The 17,070-nt window shown below is 67.4% G+C and carries 13 protein-coding genes; 8 read left to right on the top strand and 5 right to left on the bottom strand.

Annotated features, from left to right (window positions below; all coding sequences use genetic code 11):
• Positions 1 to 40 precede the first annotated feature (40 nt).
• The 3 genes from HUA75_RS27420 to lspA (HUA75_RS27430) all read right to left on the bottom strand — a co-directional run bounded on the left by HUA75_RS27420 (position 41) and on the right by lspA (HUA75_RS27430) (position 2,734).
• Entirely contained in the window at positions 41 to 1,348 is a 1,308-nt protein-coding gene (locus HUA75_RS27420; RefSeq protein WP_141645087.1) for a prolipoprotein diacylglyceryl transferase, read from the bottom strand.
• A gap of 117 nt (positions 1,349 to 1,465) precedes the next feature.
• A complete protein-coding gene (gene lspA / locus HUA75_RS27425; protein WP_141645086.1) occupies positions 1,466 to 2,077 on the bottom strand; it encodes a signal peptidase II in 612 nt (203 codons plus the stop codon).
• Between the two features lie 33 nt (positions 2,078 to 2,110).
• A complete protein-coding gene (lspA, locus tag HUA75_RS27430) occupies positions 2,111 to 2,734 on the bottom strand; it encodes a signal peptidase II (protein ID WP_174488028.1) in 624 nt (207 codons plus the stop codon).
• A gap of 142 nt (positions 2,735 to 2,876) precedes the next feature.
• Between lspA (HUA75_RS27430) and HUA75_RS27435 the strand changes: the two genes are divergently transcribed.
• Complete coding sequence (locus tag HUA75_RS27435; protein WP_371745747.1) at positions 2,877 to 3,233, top strand: hypothetical protein; 357 nt, start codon at positions 2,877 to 2,879, stop codon at positions 3,231 to 3,233.
• A 49-nt stretch (positions 3,234 to 3,282) separates the two neighbouring features.
• Here the strand turns inward: HUA75_RS27435 and HUA75_RS27440 are convergent, their stop codons facing one another.
• Positions 3,283 to 4,902 carry an endonuclease/exonuclease/phosphatase family protein gene (locus HUA75_RS27440; protein WP_174488029.1) on the bottom strand — a complete coding sequence of 540 codons (1,620 nt, stop codon included), beginning with the start codon at positions 4,900 to 4,902 and terminating at the stop codon, positions 3,283 to 3,285.
• 215 nt (positions 4,903 to 5,117) lie between these two features.
• On the opposite strand from HUA75_RS27440, the gene HUA75_RS27445 reads away from it, so the two are divergent.
• The 7 genes from HUA75_RS27445 to HUA75_RS27475 all read left to right on the top strand — a co-directional run bounded on the left by HUA75_RS27445 (position 5,118) and on the right by HUA75_RS27475 (position 13,964).
• Positions 5,118 to 5,831: a Mut7-C RNAse domain-containing protein gene (locus HUA75_RS27445; RefSeq protein WP_174488030.1), complete on the top strand. Its 714-nt coding sequence runs from the start codon at positions 5,118 to 5,120 to the stop codon at positions 5,829 to 5,831.
• A gap of 233 nt (positions 5,832 to 6,064) precedes the next feature.
• A complete protein-coding gene (locus HUA75_RS27450; RefSeq protein ID WP_174488031.1) occupies positions 6,065 to 6,793 on the top strand; it encodes a hypothetical protein in 729 nt (242 codons plus the stop codon).
• 29 nt (positions 6,794 to 6,822) lie between these two features.
• A complete protein-coding gene (locus HUA75_RS27455) occupies positions 6,823 to 7,302 on the top strand; it encodes a cytochrome c family protein (protein WP_174457045.1) in 480 nt (159 codons plus the stop codon).
• A complete protein-coding gene (locus HUA75_RS27460; protein WP_174488032.1) occupies positions 7,302 to 11,573 on the top strand; it encodes a DUF4114 domain-containing protein in 4,272 nt (1,423 codons plus the stop codon). The genes HUA75_RS27455 and HUA75_RS27460 overlap by 1 nt, the downstream gene beginning before the upstream one ends.
• A complete protein-coding gene (locus HUA75_RS27465; RefSeq protein WP_174488033.1) occupies positions 11,570 to 12,100 on the top strand; it encodes a prepilin-type N-terminal cleavage/methylation domain-containing protein in 531 nt (176 codons plus the stop codon). The genes HUA75_RS27460 and HUA75_RS27465 overlap by 4 nt, the downstream gene beginning before the upstream one ends.
• The gene (locus HUA75_RS27470) at positions 12,097 to 13,293 is read left to right on the top strand and encodes a prepilin-type N-terminal cleavage/methylation domain-containing protein (protein WP_174488034.1); all 1,197 of its coding nucleotides are present in this window, start codon (positions 12,097 to 12,099) and stop codon (positions 13,291 to 13,293) included. Before HUA75_RS27465 ends, HUA75_RS27470 begins: the two co-directional genes overlap by 4 nt.
• Before the next feature lie 2 nt (positions 13,294 to 13,295).
• The gene (locus tag HUA75_RS27475; protein WP_174488035.1) at positions 13,296 to 13,964 is read left to right on the top strand and encodes a Tfp pilus assembly protein FimT/FimU; all 669 of its coding nucleotides are present in this window, start codon (positions 13,296 to 13,298) and stop codon (positions 13,962 to 13,964) included.
• Between the two features lie 195 nt (positions 13,965 to 14,159).
• Here HUA75_RS27475 and ileS read toward each other — a convergent pair whose 3' ends face one another.
• Positions 14,160 to 17,060, bottom strand: a complete 2,901-nt coding sequence (gene ileS / locus HUA75_RS27480; RefSeq protein ID WP_174488036.1) for an isoleucine--tRNA ligase — start codon at positions 17,058 to 17,060, stop codon at positions 14,160 to 14,162.
• Between the last annotated feature and the right edge of the window lie 10 nt (positions 17,061 to 17,070).

Genomic DNA, 17,070 nt, shown 5'->3' on the forward strand with positions numbered 1-17,070 from the left:
ACTCCTCAGAGTGTCCCCAACCCGCGCCCGGGGATCAACCTCACGCCGCAGACGGTGTCGGACCCAGACCGCCCGCCGCCTCGCCGGCCCCTCGCCGCCCCTTCTGGTAGAGCAGCACGGCGCCAAAAGCGAACATGCACAGCGAGATGAACTGACTGGTGGAGACGTTGTACCAGGCCTCCAGCGGCACCGCGCCCGCCAGGCCCTGGGCCCCCAACGACTCCAGGAGCCCGTGCAGGGTGCCGCGCTCCACGTCCCCGCGGAACAATTCCACGGTGCTGCGCAGCACCGCGTAGGACATCAGCCACAGGGCGAAAATCTGCCCGTGGAAGCGCCGGAAGCGCCGCGCGTACAATAGCCCCACGAAGAGGACCAGCTGGCCCACCGACTCGAACAACTGGGTGGGGTAGACACCCAGGGTGTGGCCGTGCTGGACCACCCAGTCGGAGATGCGCATCGCATCGGGCGCCGCCTGGTGCAGAATCTGCCCCGTCGCCTCCACCACGAAGCGCGAATCCTCCAGCTGCGAGGAGTAGGCGAGGCTCGACGAGCTGCCCACCCGCCCGAGCAGGTCCTGCGCCAACCCCGGCCCCGGGAAGTGCACGGCGGTGGCCGCGTGCGAGGGAGCCACATCCCCCCAGCAGCACCCCGCGCTGAAGCAGCCCAGTCGGCCCAGACACTGGCCCAGCGACACGGTGGGGATGCACACATCCGCCAGCCGCAGGAAGTCCATGCCGGACGAGCGCGCGAAGAACCAGGCCGCCACGGCCGCGCCGATGAGCCCCCCGTAGAAGACGAGGCCGCCACCCAGCGACAACACCTGCGTCCAGTCCCGCGCGTAGTCCTTCCAGTTGACCAGGATGAAGAGCAGCCGGCTGCCACCGATGCCGCCGATGAGCACCCAGAAGGCCATGTCCATCACCTGCTCGCGCTTCTTGGGCCCCTCCACATCCACCCACTGGCCCTCCACGAGCTTCACCTTGCGCCACTCGTCCTGCGCCAGCCGCCCCGCCACCGTCAGCGCGGTGATGAAGCCAGACGCCAGGAGCACGCCGTAGGTGTGCAGGGGGATTCCCTCACCCTTGCCCCCGGGGAAGGCGTCGGCGGGCAGCGCGTACTTCAGGCCGAACCACGCCAGCCCCGCACCCGCGACGCCGAAGCCCAGCGCGCGCAACAGCTTGTCGGTGGAGTTCGTCGCGGCCCGCGTGCCCGTCTTCGGGTCCAGCACGCCCTGCGCGCCTCGCCACCCGTTGAAGGCGATGTAGCCCACCGTGCCCACGGCGACCGCGTACAGCAACAGCTGCGTCCAGAGGCTGGTGAACGTGAAGCGGATGAGGACGGGGAGCATGGAGACCTGCCGGAAGGCGAATGGGGCGGCGCGGCGCGAAGGCTACCCCTGTCGCGCCGCCAGGCAAGGCGAGGGGGCCCGCCGGTCCGCCCGGCTGCCCTCCCGGGAGGCTTTGCTTCAGGCGGCCTTGGACTCGGCCGGTGCGGGCTTCTCCTTGCGGACGAAGGCGTCCACGAGCAGCAGCCCCACGCCCACGCAGATGGCCGCGTCGGCGACGTTGAACGAAGGCCACGCGGCCTTGTCGAACCAGTGGGCCTCCAGGAAGTCGATGACGAAGCCCCGGGCCAGCCGGTCGATGTAGTTGCCCAGCGCGCCACCCAGCACGAGCGGCAGGCCCCACAGCGCCCACTTCTCCTCCGGGTCCGAGCCGGACAGCTTGCGGAAGTAGAAGACGATGAGGACGACCGCGCCCAGGCTCACCACGTGGAAGAGCGGCCCGCGCTTCTCCGGGGACAGGCTGCGGAACAGGCCCCACGCGGCGCCCGGGTTCTCCGCGTAGCGCAGGCGGAAGAAGGAGTCGGCCACCTCGATGCTGCGACGGGGCCGGTAGTGCAGCCCGTCGAAGCCCTGCGGGGGCGGCTCGCCGAACATGGCGCCCAGGCGCCCGCCCAGCGTCTCCTGCCCTTGCATCTGGGAGGTCAGCTCACGGACGACGAGGTACTTCGTCCACTGGTCCAGGACGATGACGCCCAGGGCGACGGCGATGAGGATGACGTATTTGCGAGGCACGCCCGGGGGCTTACACCACCGGGCCCCCGCCCGTCACGGATTGGGGCTCTGGGTGAGGGGCGCCGCGACGGCCTCCGGGCGGCGCACCTTGAGCGAGTCCAGCAGCATGAAGGCCACACCCACGCAGATGGCCGCGTCCGCCACGTTGAAGGTGGGCCAGCGCATGCCTGGCTGGTTGCGCCAATGCCAGTCGATGAAGTCGATGACGTAGCCGCGAATCAGCCGGTCCGCGAAGTTGCCCAGCGCGCCGCCGGTGATGAGCGCCAGCGCCACTCGCACCAACTTCTGGTCCAGCGAGGTGCGGCGGTACATCAGGAAGATGAAGGCCAGCGCCGCCACGCTCACCACGTGGAAGAACGCGCGCCGCACACCGTCCGGCAGGTTCGCGAACAGGCCCCACGCCGCGCCCGGGTTCTCCACGTAGCGGAAGTGCCAGTAGTCCTCGATGAAGCGATAGGGCCGCGTCACCCGCCGCTCACCCTGGGGCGGTGGGTCGTTGTCCAGGTTGTGCTGGGTGAGGAAGCCCGTCACCCGGGACACCCCTTCCCGCCCATCCAGGGCATCCGTCAGCCGGGACACAGCCAGATATTTGGTCACCTGGTCGGCGACGAGCACCGTGGTGGCCACGAGGAGGAGGAGGCGTAGGGAAGCTTTCATGAGGCGTCCCAATCCTCTAACCCGCCCCCCCGAGCCCTGACAACCCGGTGAGCGCACCTGGCCCCAGGAGGCCTGCCCGCTCTGTCTCCCTGCCAGCGCTTCTTTGGGGCATGGTGGAGATATGTCGCCTGTTGAGCCCGACGTGAATCCTTCAGTCTCCGACACGCCCCCACCCGCCCCGACCCAGACGGCGAAGCCCGAGAAGCCGACGCTGATGGGGCGCTTCAAGACGCTGATGCTGGAGTACGGCCCGCTGGCGCTGGTGACGAACTACGCCATCTTCGGCCTGGTGCTGGTGGGCTTCTATTTCGCCATCAAGCTGGGCTTCCAGCCGTCGAGCGCTGGCGAGCAGGCGGGCTCGTGGGCGGCGGCCTACGCGGCCTCGCAGGTGGTGAAGCCCTTGCGACTGGCGGCGGTGTTCGTGCTCACGCCGCTCATCGCGCGCATCCCACCGGTGGCGCGCTTCATCGAGCGCAACAAGCACAAGTGGAGCTTCTGAGCGCACGCGGCGACCCGAGCCTGGGCCGCCGCGCGCGAACGTCACCGACTCAGAAGGCGGGGACGCGGAAGTCCTTGATGATGCCCATGTGCTGCATGCCGGAGGCGGCGCTGTCTCCGGCCTGCACCGGCGCGATTTCCGACAGCGGCGTGTAGACGCGGCTGTCGAGCACCAGTCCACCCGGGAAGGTGCTGGAGCCGATGACGGTGGACTGGCGGTACTGGTTCAGGTCCGCGTCCACCAGGACGTGGTCATACGGCTTGCCCCGGCTGAAGTTGGTGTTGACGTTGCCGTTCTTGTCGGCCGGATACGGCGAACTGGTGACGACCACGCCCGCGAACGTGGAGAAGCAGGACTCCGAGCGGCTGTCGGTGTTGAGGTCGCCACCGATGACCAGATAGTCGCTCTCCGGGATTTGCGCCCGGATGTAGTTGACGATGAGGTTCGCCTCGTTGTTGCGAGCGCCCGAGCCCGAGGTGAGCAGGTGCACGCTCACCGCCCAGAGGTCCTTGGGACCGGGGATGTCGATGCGCGCCCACGCGAAGTCACGGTTGGAGACCTGCGTGTCGTTCCACTCACCCGACTGGATGATGGGCCAGCGGCTGATGATGCCGTTGGGGATTTGCGCGCCTTCCTCCCGGTAGTAATGGAAGCCGCTGCCCACCGCGTTCACCAGCGAGCTGATGTCCGCCACGGAGTCGGTCTGGTAGTTGAACTCCTGGATGAGCACCACGTCGGGGTCCACGCCCTGCATCAAACGGATGCCGTGGCCCGGGTCGTAGTCCTGCCCGTTCCCGCTGGAGATGTTCGCCGCCATGATGCGGATGTTCGTGTAGCTCCCCGTCCCCGTGCCGGCATCGGTGCTCGTGCCAGCGTCGGTGCCAGGACCCGGACCGGCGTCGATCTCGGTGCCGGCGTCGATCTCAGTGCCGGCGTCGATCTCAGGACCCGCGTCAATCTCAGTGCCAGCGTCGATCTCAGTGCCAGCGTCGGTCCCAGGACCAGGACCCGCATCAATCGCGGTGCCCGCGTCGATCTCGGTGCCAGCGTCGGTCCCGGGGCCAGGACCCGCGTCAATCTCAGTGCCCGCGTCGACCACCGTGCCGGCGTCAATCTCGGTGCCCGCGTCGGTGCCAGGACCAGGACCCGCGTCAATCTCAGTGCCCGCATCGACCACCGTGCCAGGACCCGCGTCGACCTCGGTACCAGGGCCCGCGTCGACCTCGACGTCGCCACCATCCAGCGTGGACCCACCGTCGTCGGCCGACGAGCCGCCGTCGGTCTCCTCTCCACCGTCTCCGCCATCCCCCGCGCCCGCGTCATCCCCCGCATCCGGGGTCGCTTCGCAGACCTCGCTGGGCAGACAGAAGGTCGTCTCGCCGCCGTCGCGCTCCTCGCCCGTGGGGCAGCACGCCGCCTCCTCCTGACCACACACGGCCTGCGGTCCACACGGGCGCACGCAGATGGCTCGGTCATAGAACGGGACGTAGCGGCACTCCTCGCCCTCGCCACAGGCACTCGCCCCTCGCTGCGGATCACACTGAACCCACAGCACCCCGCCATCCTCCAGGGGCAGCGGCGTCTTCGGTGGATCCGAGTCACCACAGGCCAGAGCGAGAATCGTGAGCGAAACCGCCGCACACGCGAGGTAGGAAAAAGTCTTCTTCATGCGCTCGGGCCTGCTTCCATGATGACGATTCAAGGGGTGTCGACCGCCAGCACCGGCATGCGGACGGGCGCGGGAGTATAGGAGACGACCCGGGCGTCAGTCCTGCGACTTACCGCCAAATCGTACATTTACAGCGGTGAAAATCAGGTGACGAACCTCTCCCAATCCTCTCGGCCGAGACGTCGGGACCGTCGCGGCGGAATCAAGAGCACCCGGTGGTGACTGTTCGACTCCATGGCCGACTGAAGGACTTCCTCTCGCCGGAGAAGCGCGCGCAGGAGACGCTGCAGGTGACGCCCTTGGGCTCGCCCTCGGTCAAGGACCTCATCGAGTCACTCGGACCGCCTCACCCCGAAGTGGACGGGGTGCGCGTCAACGCAGAGCCCGTGAGCTTCGCGCACCGGGTAGCGCCGGGCTCGTTCGTGGAGGTGTGGCCGGCCCTCCAGCCCGTGGAAGGAATGCCCCGCTTCGTCCTCGACGTGGGCCTGGGCCGGCTGTCCGGCTTCCTTCGGATGCTCGGCTTCGACACCCTGTGGCGCAACGACTTCGCAGACGACGAGCTCGCGCGGATTTCGAGCACCGAGCACCGCGTTGTGCTGACCCGCGACATCGGCGTGCTCAAGCGAGGTGAGGTCGTGCTCGGCTACTTCCCTCGCGCGGCGGACCCCGTGGAGCAGTTGGTGGAAGTGGTGCGTCGCTATGGGCTTGGAGCCCGGATGAAACCGTTCTCCCGGTGCATCGCCTGCAACGCAAGCCTGAGTCCCGCCGAACCTCACGAGGTGACGGGCCGTGTGCCCGAAGGTGTCGCGGAACGTCACTCGCACTTCCAGCAATGTCCCGACTGCCGCCGGGTTTTCTGGGCCGGCTCGCACCAAGAGCGCATGCAGGCCCTGGTGGACCGTCTGCGCGCACTGGAATCCGAGCGCTGATCCACGCCCAGGCCACCACACGCCTGGGAACTCCCGCAGTGAAGCCCGCACCTCGCAAAAACATGTGCCCTTGCACTTTTTGCGAGGTCTTTATTGACCCAAAACTCCTGGTGAAAAACCCTTACCACAAGGATTTCAGTGGGTTGCGGGCTTCCCGCCACGGGCACGTGAGTTGCTGAGTTGGCGACACTTCCGTCGCTTTCCCCCAAGCGGCGCGCACAGGAGTCCGTGAGATGGCGCACCGAAACCTACCCCGAAGCCGAGCGAGCGGAGGATTCACCCTGCTTGTCGCGCTTGGCGTCGTCATGGTGGTGACGATGGCGGTGATGCTGAGCTACCGGGTGGTGGGCCGCGAGGCGGACACCCAGGCGGATGCGCGCCGGCAGAAGGAAGCGTTCTTCGCGGCGGAGGCGGGGCTGGCGGAGGGGCGCGAGGCCATGCGCCTGCGCACGCCCATCACCGACGAGACCTACAACCAAGTCTTCACCAACCTCCAGAACGCCAACGCCGTCGTCGCGGAGCTGGGGTTGGCCGGTGCCAATCCGCCCTGGATGGAGCTGCTTCCCGCCAGTGCCGGAGACCCCTGGAACTACCTGCGCCTCACGCCGAACGACATGCCGGCCGCCGAGAAGGCCAGCGCTGATGGCGAGGTCTACGTCGACTACCCGGAGCAGAACAACGTCCGCTACCGCGTCTTCGTGCGCGACGATGTCGACGACGGCAACCCCCTGACGGACGTGAATGGTCAAGTCTGGGTGGCCGCCGTGGGCGAGGTGCTGAGCCGGGAGGGACGCCCCACGCGGTCCGTCGTCCAGGCCCTGATTCGCAACCAGGCGCCCCCCATCATCGTGTCTCCCGGATGTCCCCAAGGCGGCTGCGGCGCCGACAACACGCACAGCCCCTCGCAGAGCGGCGGGGGCACCGCCCCTGACATCAGCATCGAACTGCCCCCCAATCCCTGAATCTTCCTCGCCGTCTTGCGAGTCCGCCCATGAAACGACTCCCGCTTCTCGCGCTCCTGCTGCTTCCTGGACTCGCCGCGGCGAATCCCGAAGGCCAGAGTGCTTTCAACAATACCTGCGCGAGCTGTCACACCCTCACACCGCAGCCCTCGAAGAGTGCTTTGAAGGCACAGAAGGCGGGCCACGCGCGTGTCACGACACCCGCGCGGTCTCCGTTGGAGCGCCGGGTCGAGATTGGCAAGCTCGTGAAGGAGCGCTCCAGCGCGGAGCTCCGCACCTGGATTACCGCGCCCAGCGAGGTCAACAAGGAGACCCGTTGTGACACGCGCGGGATGAATCCGACCGACCTGGACGCGTTGGTGGCCTACTTGAAGACCAGCTCGCGGCCGCCCCCGCTGTCGCGCGATGACCAGCTTCGCCAGCAACTCCAGAATGACCTCGCCGCCCGCCGCGCGAAGCAGCGGCTCGAGGCGCGTGAGTCCTCCCGTCCTGAACAGGGGAAGAAGTGATGAGAATCCTGACCCGTGCCCTTGCCGTGCTCAGCCTGCTGGCGGCCCCGCTCGCACCGGCCCAGAACGCCACCAACCTCTGCGAGGACCACCTGGCGGTGGACAAGCAGCAGACGTTCAGCGGCACGATGGAGCGCGACCCTGGCGAACCGAACGCGACCATCAACGTCGTACCGGGACGAGGGGCGCCTGAAACCAACGCCACCAACCTCCAGCTCATCCCCCCGGAGCCCCTCAACCCGGAGAAGATCTTCTTCCCGTACGACCAGCGCGTCACCATCAGCTACGTGTTCGAGTCCGCCGGCGCCTCCCACGCGCTGGGCTACATGTTCCTGGATGACGCGATTGATGCTGATTACGTGGACGAGGATTCTGGAGCGCTGCTCGACCTCAACGCCAACGGCATCTTCGACCTCCACGAGGACCTGTTCAACATGGCGCCCACCACGGGCCCCATGACGCGTCCTTACGTTGGCAAGGCAGGTACACGCCGCTGCAACAAGCCCTTTACCTCCGGCGGGCTGAATTACACCGAACCGGAACTCGCCATGAAAGACAACTGTGACGCCACCTTGGAACGGCGCACAGGGGAAACCGGCCCCCGAGCAGGACTCGCGGATGCCCGCCCAGGCCTGGGGTCCACCCATATCGATACAGACCAGGTGGGTGTCGCCCTGGGCAACGGGAACAATGTTGTGGGGGAAGGCTTCTCCGACCGGGGTCTGTTTCCCCGCATCCCCAACCTGCTGGAGCCCAAGGACCCGGAGAACGGCGGCAAGGGCATTGGGCAGATGGTCTTCCTGCTCGCGGACGATGATGACCGGACGGAGACCTACGGCAAGCTCTCGTCCATCCCCGACAGCTCAACCACCTTCAACGGTATCCCTGACTACAACGTCTCCAACTATGACAACCGGGGCATCCTGGTGGACCCGGGCAGCCGGGACAATGTCATCGACATCCGGGACCGCACCGTGGACCTGGGCCCCATCCCGGGTGGCAAGGAAATCGTCTTCTTCCTCATCGTCTACTACGACTCCCCCCATGGGCCGAACGAGGGCACCGTCTATCCCTGCCTGAAGCAAGCCAGTGACGGGAAGTGCCTGTTGCACATCCGCTCCCCCATCTCCGTGTTCTTCTCCAAGTCGGCGTGGAACATGGACCAGAACTCCACGAGCAATCCCGCGGTGGCCGAGCGCAACATCGGCTGCGAGTACGTGGATTCCTGCAATGCCGACGACCAGACCAGCATGGCCGCTGAGTGCCTGCTGCAGGACAACTCGAAGAAGATGTGTGGTTGGTTGGATGACGACACGCTGGACCGCCTGGCTTCAGAGGCGACGTACGGCCAGTTGGTCATGCCCAAGGAGCCGGTGACGATTCCTCGCCCCGGGGGCAACCGCAATCCCATGCCCCACGTCATCGTGGGAGCGCCGTCCACCGACCCCTTCCGATGGATTCTGGGGTTCGAGGACCTTCCCGGCGGCGGTGACCGCGACTTCAACGACGTGGTGTTCGTCATCAACAAGAAGAATGGCGGCACCGAGCGCTCGGCGAGCCTCTCCGGGGACATCGACCTGAGCGATGCGGCGGACTTCGTCATCACCAAGGTGCGCTTCGGGCGCTATGACGACGCGGCGCCCTACCCGGGCTACCCGGCCAGGTGCTCCACTCCTCCGTGTTGGACGGAGACGACCCCGGGCGCCTGCAAGCTGCCTGGCCGCCAGCCGCCCACCATCGAGTACTCGGTGGCGGTGGACTGCCACAACGTGGTCTTCGAGAACGGCGCATGGGTTCGCAAGCCGAACTTGAACAGGCAATGGATTCCGGTGCGCTTCCCGGCCAACTCCCCCAACTCGACGGAGCTCGACCTGCTGGACATGGGATTCACAGGCTCGCAGTTGTGCTGGAAGGTGGAAATCACCAGCCCTGATGACCGGTGTGTTCCTGTCGTCGACAACGTCAACGTGGGCTATCAGGCCGTCAGGGCGGGAGCGTACTCGCGCTCATCACCCTCCACCGTGGGCAACGTCATGCTCTGGGGCGTGAACGAGACCCCCGGAAGCGCCTGGGGCAAGTCCTGGCCCGGCATCGGGCAACCCGAGGCCAGCACGCGCCTCTATGACGACCGCAAGGATTACTCGCTGCGCGGCCGGCTGTACCTCGCCTCGCGCTATGACCCGGAGAACCCCACCGTCGCCAACTTCATGGAGCGGTGGGATGCGGGCAGGGTCATGGCCATGAGCCTCCGGGGCTCCGCCAATCCGCTCGACCGCAAGCTCTACACGCAGGCAGCGGATGACAGCCGCGCCACGCTCGAAAACGACATGAACGGCGCCAACAGCGTCCTCTTCCCCGACTCGCTCTGCAACGAGCAGGTCGCTGGCAAGTACCTCTACGACATCAACAACGACGGCCGGTGTGGCACCCCGACCATCGCTTCGCCCGCGATCAAGCACATCCCGGAAGACTTCAACGACCGGAACGTCTTCCGCGAGTGGCTGTATGGGTGGGAAGACCACCAGTCGCCGGGTGCCACCAACGTGAAGCGCCCCTGGCCCATGGGCGGCATCAACCTGTCCACGGTGGCGGTGGCCGTCCCGCCCTACCTGGACTCATGGGCGCAGAACGCGCCGATAGACGAGCGCGACCTCTATCGTCGCAACTTCATGAGGACCCTGGAGCAGCGGCCCACCGTGGCCTACGTGGGGACGATGAATGGCTTCCTGCACGCCTTCGAGTCGGGTGCCTTCCGCGTCGACGCCAATGACACGTGTAGCCCGGGCAAGCTCCAGGCCAATGGCTACTTCAAGCCCTCCGGCGCCGGCTGCGCCCCGCCCATCACCCCGCGCGACTACGGCAACGCCACCGAGAAGTTCGCGTACCTGCCGCGCACGCTGCTCGACCGCTACCGCTACCTCTACGTCAAGTACCAGGGCTCGGCGGAGAAGCCGAAGCCGCAGATGGATGCCTCGCCCACCATCGCCAACGTGGACTTCGGCGGCCTTGGCGCCAGGTGGACGCTCCCCAGTCCCGCGCAGGCGACCGACCGCCCCCTGAAGGGCGCCCGGACGGTGCTCGTCTCCGCGACCGGCAAGAGCAGCCCCGCCGTGTTCGCGCTCGACATCACCCGGCCTGACAGCGCCGAGTACCCGATGCCGTTGTGGGAGTTCAATCTGAACGACAACAACATCCTCGGCGCGTTCACGGATGCAGCCGATGACGACGACGACGTGCTGCTGCCGGACAACTCCGGTTCCCGTCACAACCCGTCCGTGGTCCGCATCAAGTGGGGGGACGAGTCGGAGGGTAAGTGGACGGCCATCGTCGGCACGGACTACAAGCCCGCGTCGGGCCGCTCCGGTACGATCTACCTGCTCGACATGACGACGGGCAGACCCCTCCGGAAGGGCAACGGCAACCCAGGCAGGTACGCTGGCGTCATCACCCTGGACGAGAGCTCGGGCATCGCGGGTGCGACCGCGGCGGTGGACACCAATCGCGACGGCGAATACGACGTCCTGTACGTGCCCACCACGGCGGGAAGCGTGTACCGCATCAACCTGGACTCCGTGGACTCGGGCGGCAAGCTTGGACGCCAGGTCAAGACGTGCAAGATCGCCAGCGCTCCGGTGGCGGCCGCGACCCACCGCGACGCGGCGAACAACCCGGCTGGCACCGAGATCTACCAGCAGATTCACGCCAACCTGGCGATCTCGGTGGTGCGCAGCGGCGCCGCGCCTCGGGTCCGCTTCTACTTTGGCACCAGCGACAGCCCGGACGAGTTCAGCGACGGTCCCCCGAACAAGGACGACTATCAGTACCACCTGATGGCCTTCGAGGACACGGACCCCAGGGGCACCCAGGCTTGCGCCCTGCTCGACCCCCTTTGGGTCTCCCCGCTGGACGCCGGCCAGGCCGTGTGGGGCGGCGTGGCGCTGGGCGGTGACAAGGTTTTCACGACCACCGCCGTGGGCACGACCGCGGACCTCTGCAACCTGAGCGAGGACGAGAGCGGCAAGCTCTATTCGACGTCCCAGACGCCGGATGGCAATGGCAGCGTGGCGCAGACGAGCGTGGCCCTGACGGGCCATGGCATCAGCGCACCGGTGGTCCAGGGCAGCCAGGTCATCGTGCTTCCGTCGGGTGGTCCGGGTCGTGGCACGCCCCAATCGCGTGGCGCCCTTATCCCCCCGGGGGTCAACGCGAATGACTCACGCTCGCGTATGCTCATCTACGACCCCATCCCGGATGGAAGGCTGCCACGATGAAGTCTCCGCGGTTCCATACCTCCAGGGGCGTCACGCTCCTGGAAGTGCTGGCCACCATGGCCGTGATGCTGGTGGGCATCGCGGCGGTGATGACGCTGGTGACGCAGATCAGCGCGTCCAACCGGCGCACCCTCACCGCCACCCAGGCGCAGTTGCTCGCCGAGCGAAGGCTGGAGACCATCACCGCCATGGGATGCTCACCCGCGCCCAACCCGTGCAGCAACCTGGGGTTCCTGGACAACACGCGCGAGCGTGTATGGCAGACGGCCGCGGGGGACCTGCTGCCCGCGAAGCCCATCAATGGCGCCGTCGCGCGTGAGTACGAGGTGGCGGTGGACCTCGACAGCAACGCCCTCGGGGGCTCCATCGAAAACGGCGCGGCGGGGTTTCCACCCGTGAATCGGGACCTCGGCGGGGTGGCCAACAGCCCCGGTAACGTCGTCAATGTCCGCGTCTCGGTGAGCTGGATTGAGCCGGCACGCACGGGACGCCAGGTGGTGGTCCTCCAGACGCGGGTGGCGCCATGAGCAGGTCTCTTCGTCGCAAGAGGGGCTTCACGCTGCTGGAGGTGATGATCTCCAGCGCCATTGGCGTCATCGTGCTCGGAGTGGGCCTGGTGGTGGGCATGCAGATGCAGCGGCGTGCCCTCTTCGAGGAACAGACGATGGTGGCCCAGGTGACGGGGCGGGCGGTGAAGGACCTGCTCACCCTGGACGTGCAGCGGGCTGGTATCGGCATGAGCAATTCGCCCATCCAGTTCGCCGATGGAGACCAACGCTTCGCGATTCAGAGCTGGACCGGACTGGACATGCGGGTGGCGACAGGGCCCTTCGCGTCGGACCTGGGCTTCTCGCTTCCCACCAACGCGCCCTATACGGACATGGCGTCGGACGTGCTGCAGTTGTTCTGGGGTGACCCTCGCAGCATGATTTCGCTCACGGGCTGTGACAATGTCCTCGGCAGCAATGTCAGGGCAGGAGCGGAGCTGTGCACCACTCCGAACCCGCCCACGGTCCTCAAGCCGGCCGCCGGACCGCCAACCCCCATCCTCGTCGCGAACCCCACCCAAGGTGTCCTGGCCTGTCACTTCAGGCTCACGGATGTTCGCGCGGGAGATGCCCGGGTGGTGGCGAGCCCGGGCCTGGGCATCGCCAACACCAACAACGGTCCCTGTTCCGACCCCCTGGCCCCCTTGTGGCAGCGAGCGGGGTGGGTGGCCATGCGCACCGTGAGCGCGGCCTACCGGGTGAACTGGGCGGGAGGCAGCCCCGCGCTGGAGTACATGGCTCCCGGCGCGAACACCTGGGCGGTGGTGAGCCGGGACGTGGAGCGGATGACGGTTCGCTATGGCGTCATCAACTTGAACCTGCCCAACAACCCCTACCGGTGGTTCCCCGCCGTGCCTGGCGGGACAAGCATCGACCAGTGCACGATGAATGGCACCACGGCCTGCACCGTGGACGTGTTGGTCTCGGACGAAACCCCGGTCACGACGGATGAGGAGCTGCGTGCGCGCCTGCGCCAGCGGGTGCGCGAGGTGGAAATCACGCTGGTCATCCGGACGCCACGCTCGGACCGGTCGGTGGTGGACCCGGCGACCATCAACGTGCTGGACCAGGACTTCTTCCCGCAGGATGGCTTCAAGCGGCGGACCTATACCCTCCGGGTGACGCCCAGGAACTTCGTGTCGGCGGGCCTGCAGCCCGCGGCGGGGATATGAGGATGATGCGCGCACGCGGAATGACGCTGTTGGAGTTGATGATCGCTCTGGCGGTGGTGGGGCTGATGCTGTCCATGGCGTTGATGGGCATCCAGCGGCCCATCGACGGGCAGCGTGAGTCGGCCGCGACGCGGGAGCTGTGGTCCTCCGCGCTGCGGGCGCGTCAGCGCGCCATCGCCACCAACCAGCCGGTGCGCATCGTGGTGGAACGCGACATCACGATGCCGGACGGAATGGTGCGCACAGTGGCACGCTGGGAGCGGCTGACGTGCGGCAACAACTGGGACAACAACACCTGTCCCCAGCTCGACTGCGTCAACGCCACGTGCCGGACCAACGCGGCCTGCTGCTCCGAGGTAGGGCCCGACATCATCATCCCGGACACCATGAATGCCGCCTCGGTGCACGGGCTCTGCTACCTGCCAGGCATGGGCCGCGCGGTGCGGCCCGGAAACCTGGGCTGCATGCAGGGTCAGCTCGACAACACGGCGGCGCTCGCCGCCGCGGCCCCGGGCAACCTGCAGCTCAACTTCAACGCGGAGTCGGGCCGCCCTCGCAGCCTGCTCATGGTGGAGCCCCTCACCGGTCTGGCGTCGCTGCTCGACTGCGACTCCAAGCAGGCCGAAAACCTTTCCGTGCCCGCGTGCACCGCGCAGCCACCACCTTACTGAGCACTCCGTCAGGAGGGGAGGCCCCGCGGCTTCACCCGCTGACAGACACGAAGTCCCCATGGGCCCGAGTCTCCCCACGGAGCTCGGGCCCGTTTCGTTTCGGGCCCTGGCGGCCGGAGCATCGGGAGCGCTGGAGACACGACGGGCTCGCGGCATGGAAGAGCCGCGAGCCCGTGGGACTTCCAGACGGGTGGCCTACGGGGCCAGCGCCTCGCGGCACTTGAGGCACACGTCGCCGCCCTGCCCCACCGCTTCCGAGTACGTCCAGCAGCGCGGGCACTTGTGGCCCAGCGCCGGCTTCACCTCGGCCAGCACCTTCACGCCTTCACCGAACACGCGCGTCACGTCCAGCGACGTCGCGTCGATGCCCTCCGCGTCCACCAGCTCCACCTGGCTGGTGATGAAGAGGCCGGGCAGTTCGTCCAGATGCGCCTTCAGGAACTCCCGCACCGGGGCCGACGCCATCAACAGCACCCGCGCCTCCAGCGACGCGCCAATCCGCTTCTCGCGACGCGCCGCCTCCAGCACACCCTGCACCGCCTCGCGCAACGCGAACAGCTTCGCGTAGCGCTCCTCCAGCGAGGGCTCCAGCTTCGCGCGCGCCTCCGGGAAGCCCGCCAGGAACACGCTCTCCGTGGCCTTGCCGGGCAGGAAGCCCCACGCCTCCTCGGCGGTGAAGCTCATCACCGGCGACAGGAGCCGCAGCAGCACGGAGGCCACCTCGTGCAGCACCGTCTGCGCACCCCGCCGCGCCTTCCCATCCGTGCGCCACGTGTAGAGGCGGTCCTTCAGGATGTCGAAGTACACCGCCGACAAGTCACCGGCGCAGAAGTCCACCACCGTCGCGTAGACGAGGTGGAACTCGTAGTCCTCGTACGCCTGCTTCACGCGCGTGACGACTTCCGACAGCCGGCCCAGCGCCCACTGGTCCAGCGGCAGCAGCTCCGCGTACGGCACCGTGTGCAGCGCCGGGTCGAAGTCATACAGGTTGCTCAGCGCGTAGCGCACCGTGTTGCGAATCTTCCGGTAGCCCTCCGACAGGCCCTTGAGAATCTGGTCCGACAGGCGCACGTCGTTGCGGTAGTCGCTCGCCGCCACCCACAGGCGCAGCACCTCCGCGCCGTACTGCTGGATGATCTTCTCCGGCGCCACCACGTTGCCCAGGCTCTTCGACATCTTCTCGCCCTTGCCGTCCACCACGAAGCCGTGCGTGAGGCACGCCTTGTAGGGCGACATGTCGCGAGTCCCCACCGCCACCAACATGGACGAGTGGAACCAGCCCCGGTGCTGGTCACTGCCCTCCAGGAAGAGGTCCGCCGGAATCCGCTGCCTGCGCTCCAGCACCGCGGAGAACATGCACGCCGAGTCGAACCACACGTCGAGGATGTCCGTCTCGCGGCGGAACTCCCCGTGCCCGCAGCGCGAGCACTTGAAGCCCTCGGGAAGGAAGTCCTTCACCGGCGTGCGGTACCACACGCCCACGCCTTCCTTCTCGACCTGGGCCGCGACCTTCTCCATCAGCTCCGGCGACACGAGCGACTCGTCACAGCCGTCGCAGTACGCGATGCAGATGGGCACGCCCCACGTGCGCTGACGGCTGATGGTCCAGTCTGGCCGCGTCTCCAGCATGCCCCGGATGCGGCTATGCCCCCACGAGGGCACCCACTTGACCTTGTCCACCTCCGCCAGCACCTCCTGACGGAACGTCTTCTCCCCGTGGAACGGCACGTCCATGGGGATGAACCACTGGTACGTCGCGCTCAGGATGATGGGGTTGTGGCAGCGCCAGCAGTGCGGATAGCTGTGCGCCACCGTGTCCTTCGCGTCGTTCAGCAACGCGCCCTTCTCCACCAGGACGGCGATGACGAGCGGGTTCGCCTCGAACACGCGCTTGCCCGTGAGCGCCTCCCCCACCGTGTCGTCGTAGCGGCCGTCCGGGCGCACCGGGTTGTAGATGTCCAACCCGTAGCGCAGGCCGACCTCGTAGTCCTCCTGGCCATGCCCCGGCGCCGTGTGCACCAGGCCCGTACCGGCATCCAGCGTCACGTGCTCGCCCAGGACGATGCGGCCCCGGCGCTCGTAGAACGGGTGCTGGTACGTCAGGTGCTCCAAATCCTGGCCCTGCGCGTACGCGAGGATGCGCGACGGGTCCACCAGCGCCGCCGCGGACACCTCGCCGCCCGGCAACTCCACGTGCTTCACCGCCAGCTCGTCCGACTTCACCTCCGCCAGCACCTTGGGCAACAGGTCCTTGGCCACGCAGATGACGCGCGAGCCGAGCTGGTAGAACACGTACTCCAGCTCCGGATTGACGGAGATGGCCAGGTTGGCCGGCAGCGTCCACGGCGTCGTCGTCCAGATGGCGAAGGCGACGTCCTTGCCCTTCAGCGCGGGCACCCGCTCGGCGACTTCAGGGCCGGCCGCGAAGGCCACGTACACGGACGGGGACTCGTGCTCCTCGTACTCAACTTCCGCCTCCGCCAGCGCCGTCTGGTCATACAGACACCAGTACACGGGCTTCTTGCGGCGGTAGAGCATGCCCCGGCGCGCGAAGACGGCCAGCTCACGGATTTCCTGCGCCTCGTACGCGAAGTCGAGCGTCTTGTAGGGCGCGTCCCACGAGCCGAACACACCCAGCCGCTGGAACTCCGCCTTCTGGATGTCGATGAACTCCAGCGCGTACGCGCGGCACTGCTCCAGGAAGGCGTCGCGCGACAGGGTGCGCTTGTCCACCTTCTTGTCCTTCAGCCGCTTCTCGACGGCCTGCTCAATCGGCAGGCCATGCGTGTCCCAGCCCGGGATGAAGTCGCACCGGCGGCCCACCTGGTTGCGGTACTTCACCACGATGTCCTTGAGGACCTTGTTGAGCGCGTGGCCGGCGTGGAGGTGGCCGTTGGCGTAGGGCGGGCCGTCCGGCAGCACGAAGGGCTCACCCGCCGCGTTCTTCTCCAGAATCTTTCCCCAGATGCCCCGCTCCGCCCACCAGCCGAGCATCCGTGGCTCGAGCTGCGCCAGGTTCCCCTTCATCGGGAACTCCGTGCGCGGCAGGTTGACCGAGTCCTTGAAGTCCTTGTCCTGGGAGGGCGTGTCGCTCATGTCGACAGCG

The organism is Myxococcus sp. CA040A, from assembly GCF_013336725.1.
Taxonomy (GTDB): domain Bacteria; phylum Myxococcota; class Myxococcia; order Myxococcales; family Myxococcaceae; genus Myxococcus; species Myxococcus llanfairpwllgwyngyllgogerychwyrndrobwllllantysiliogogogochensis.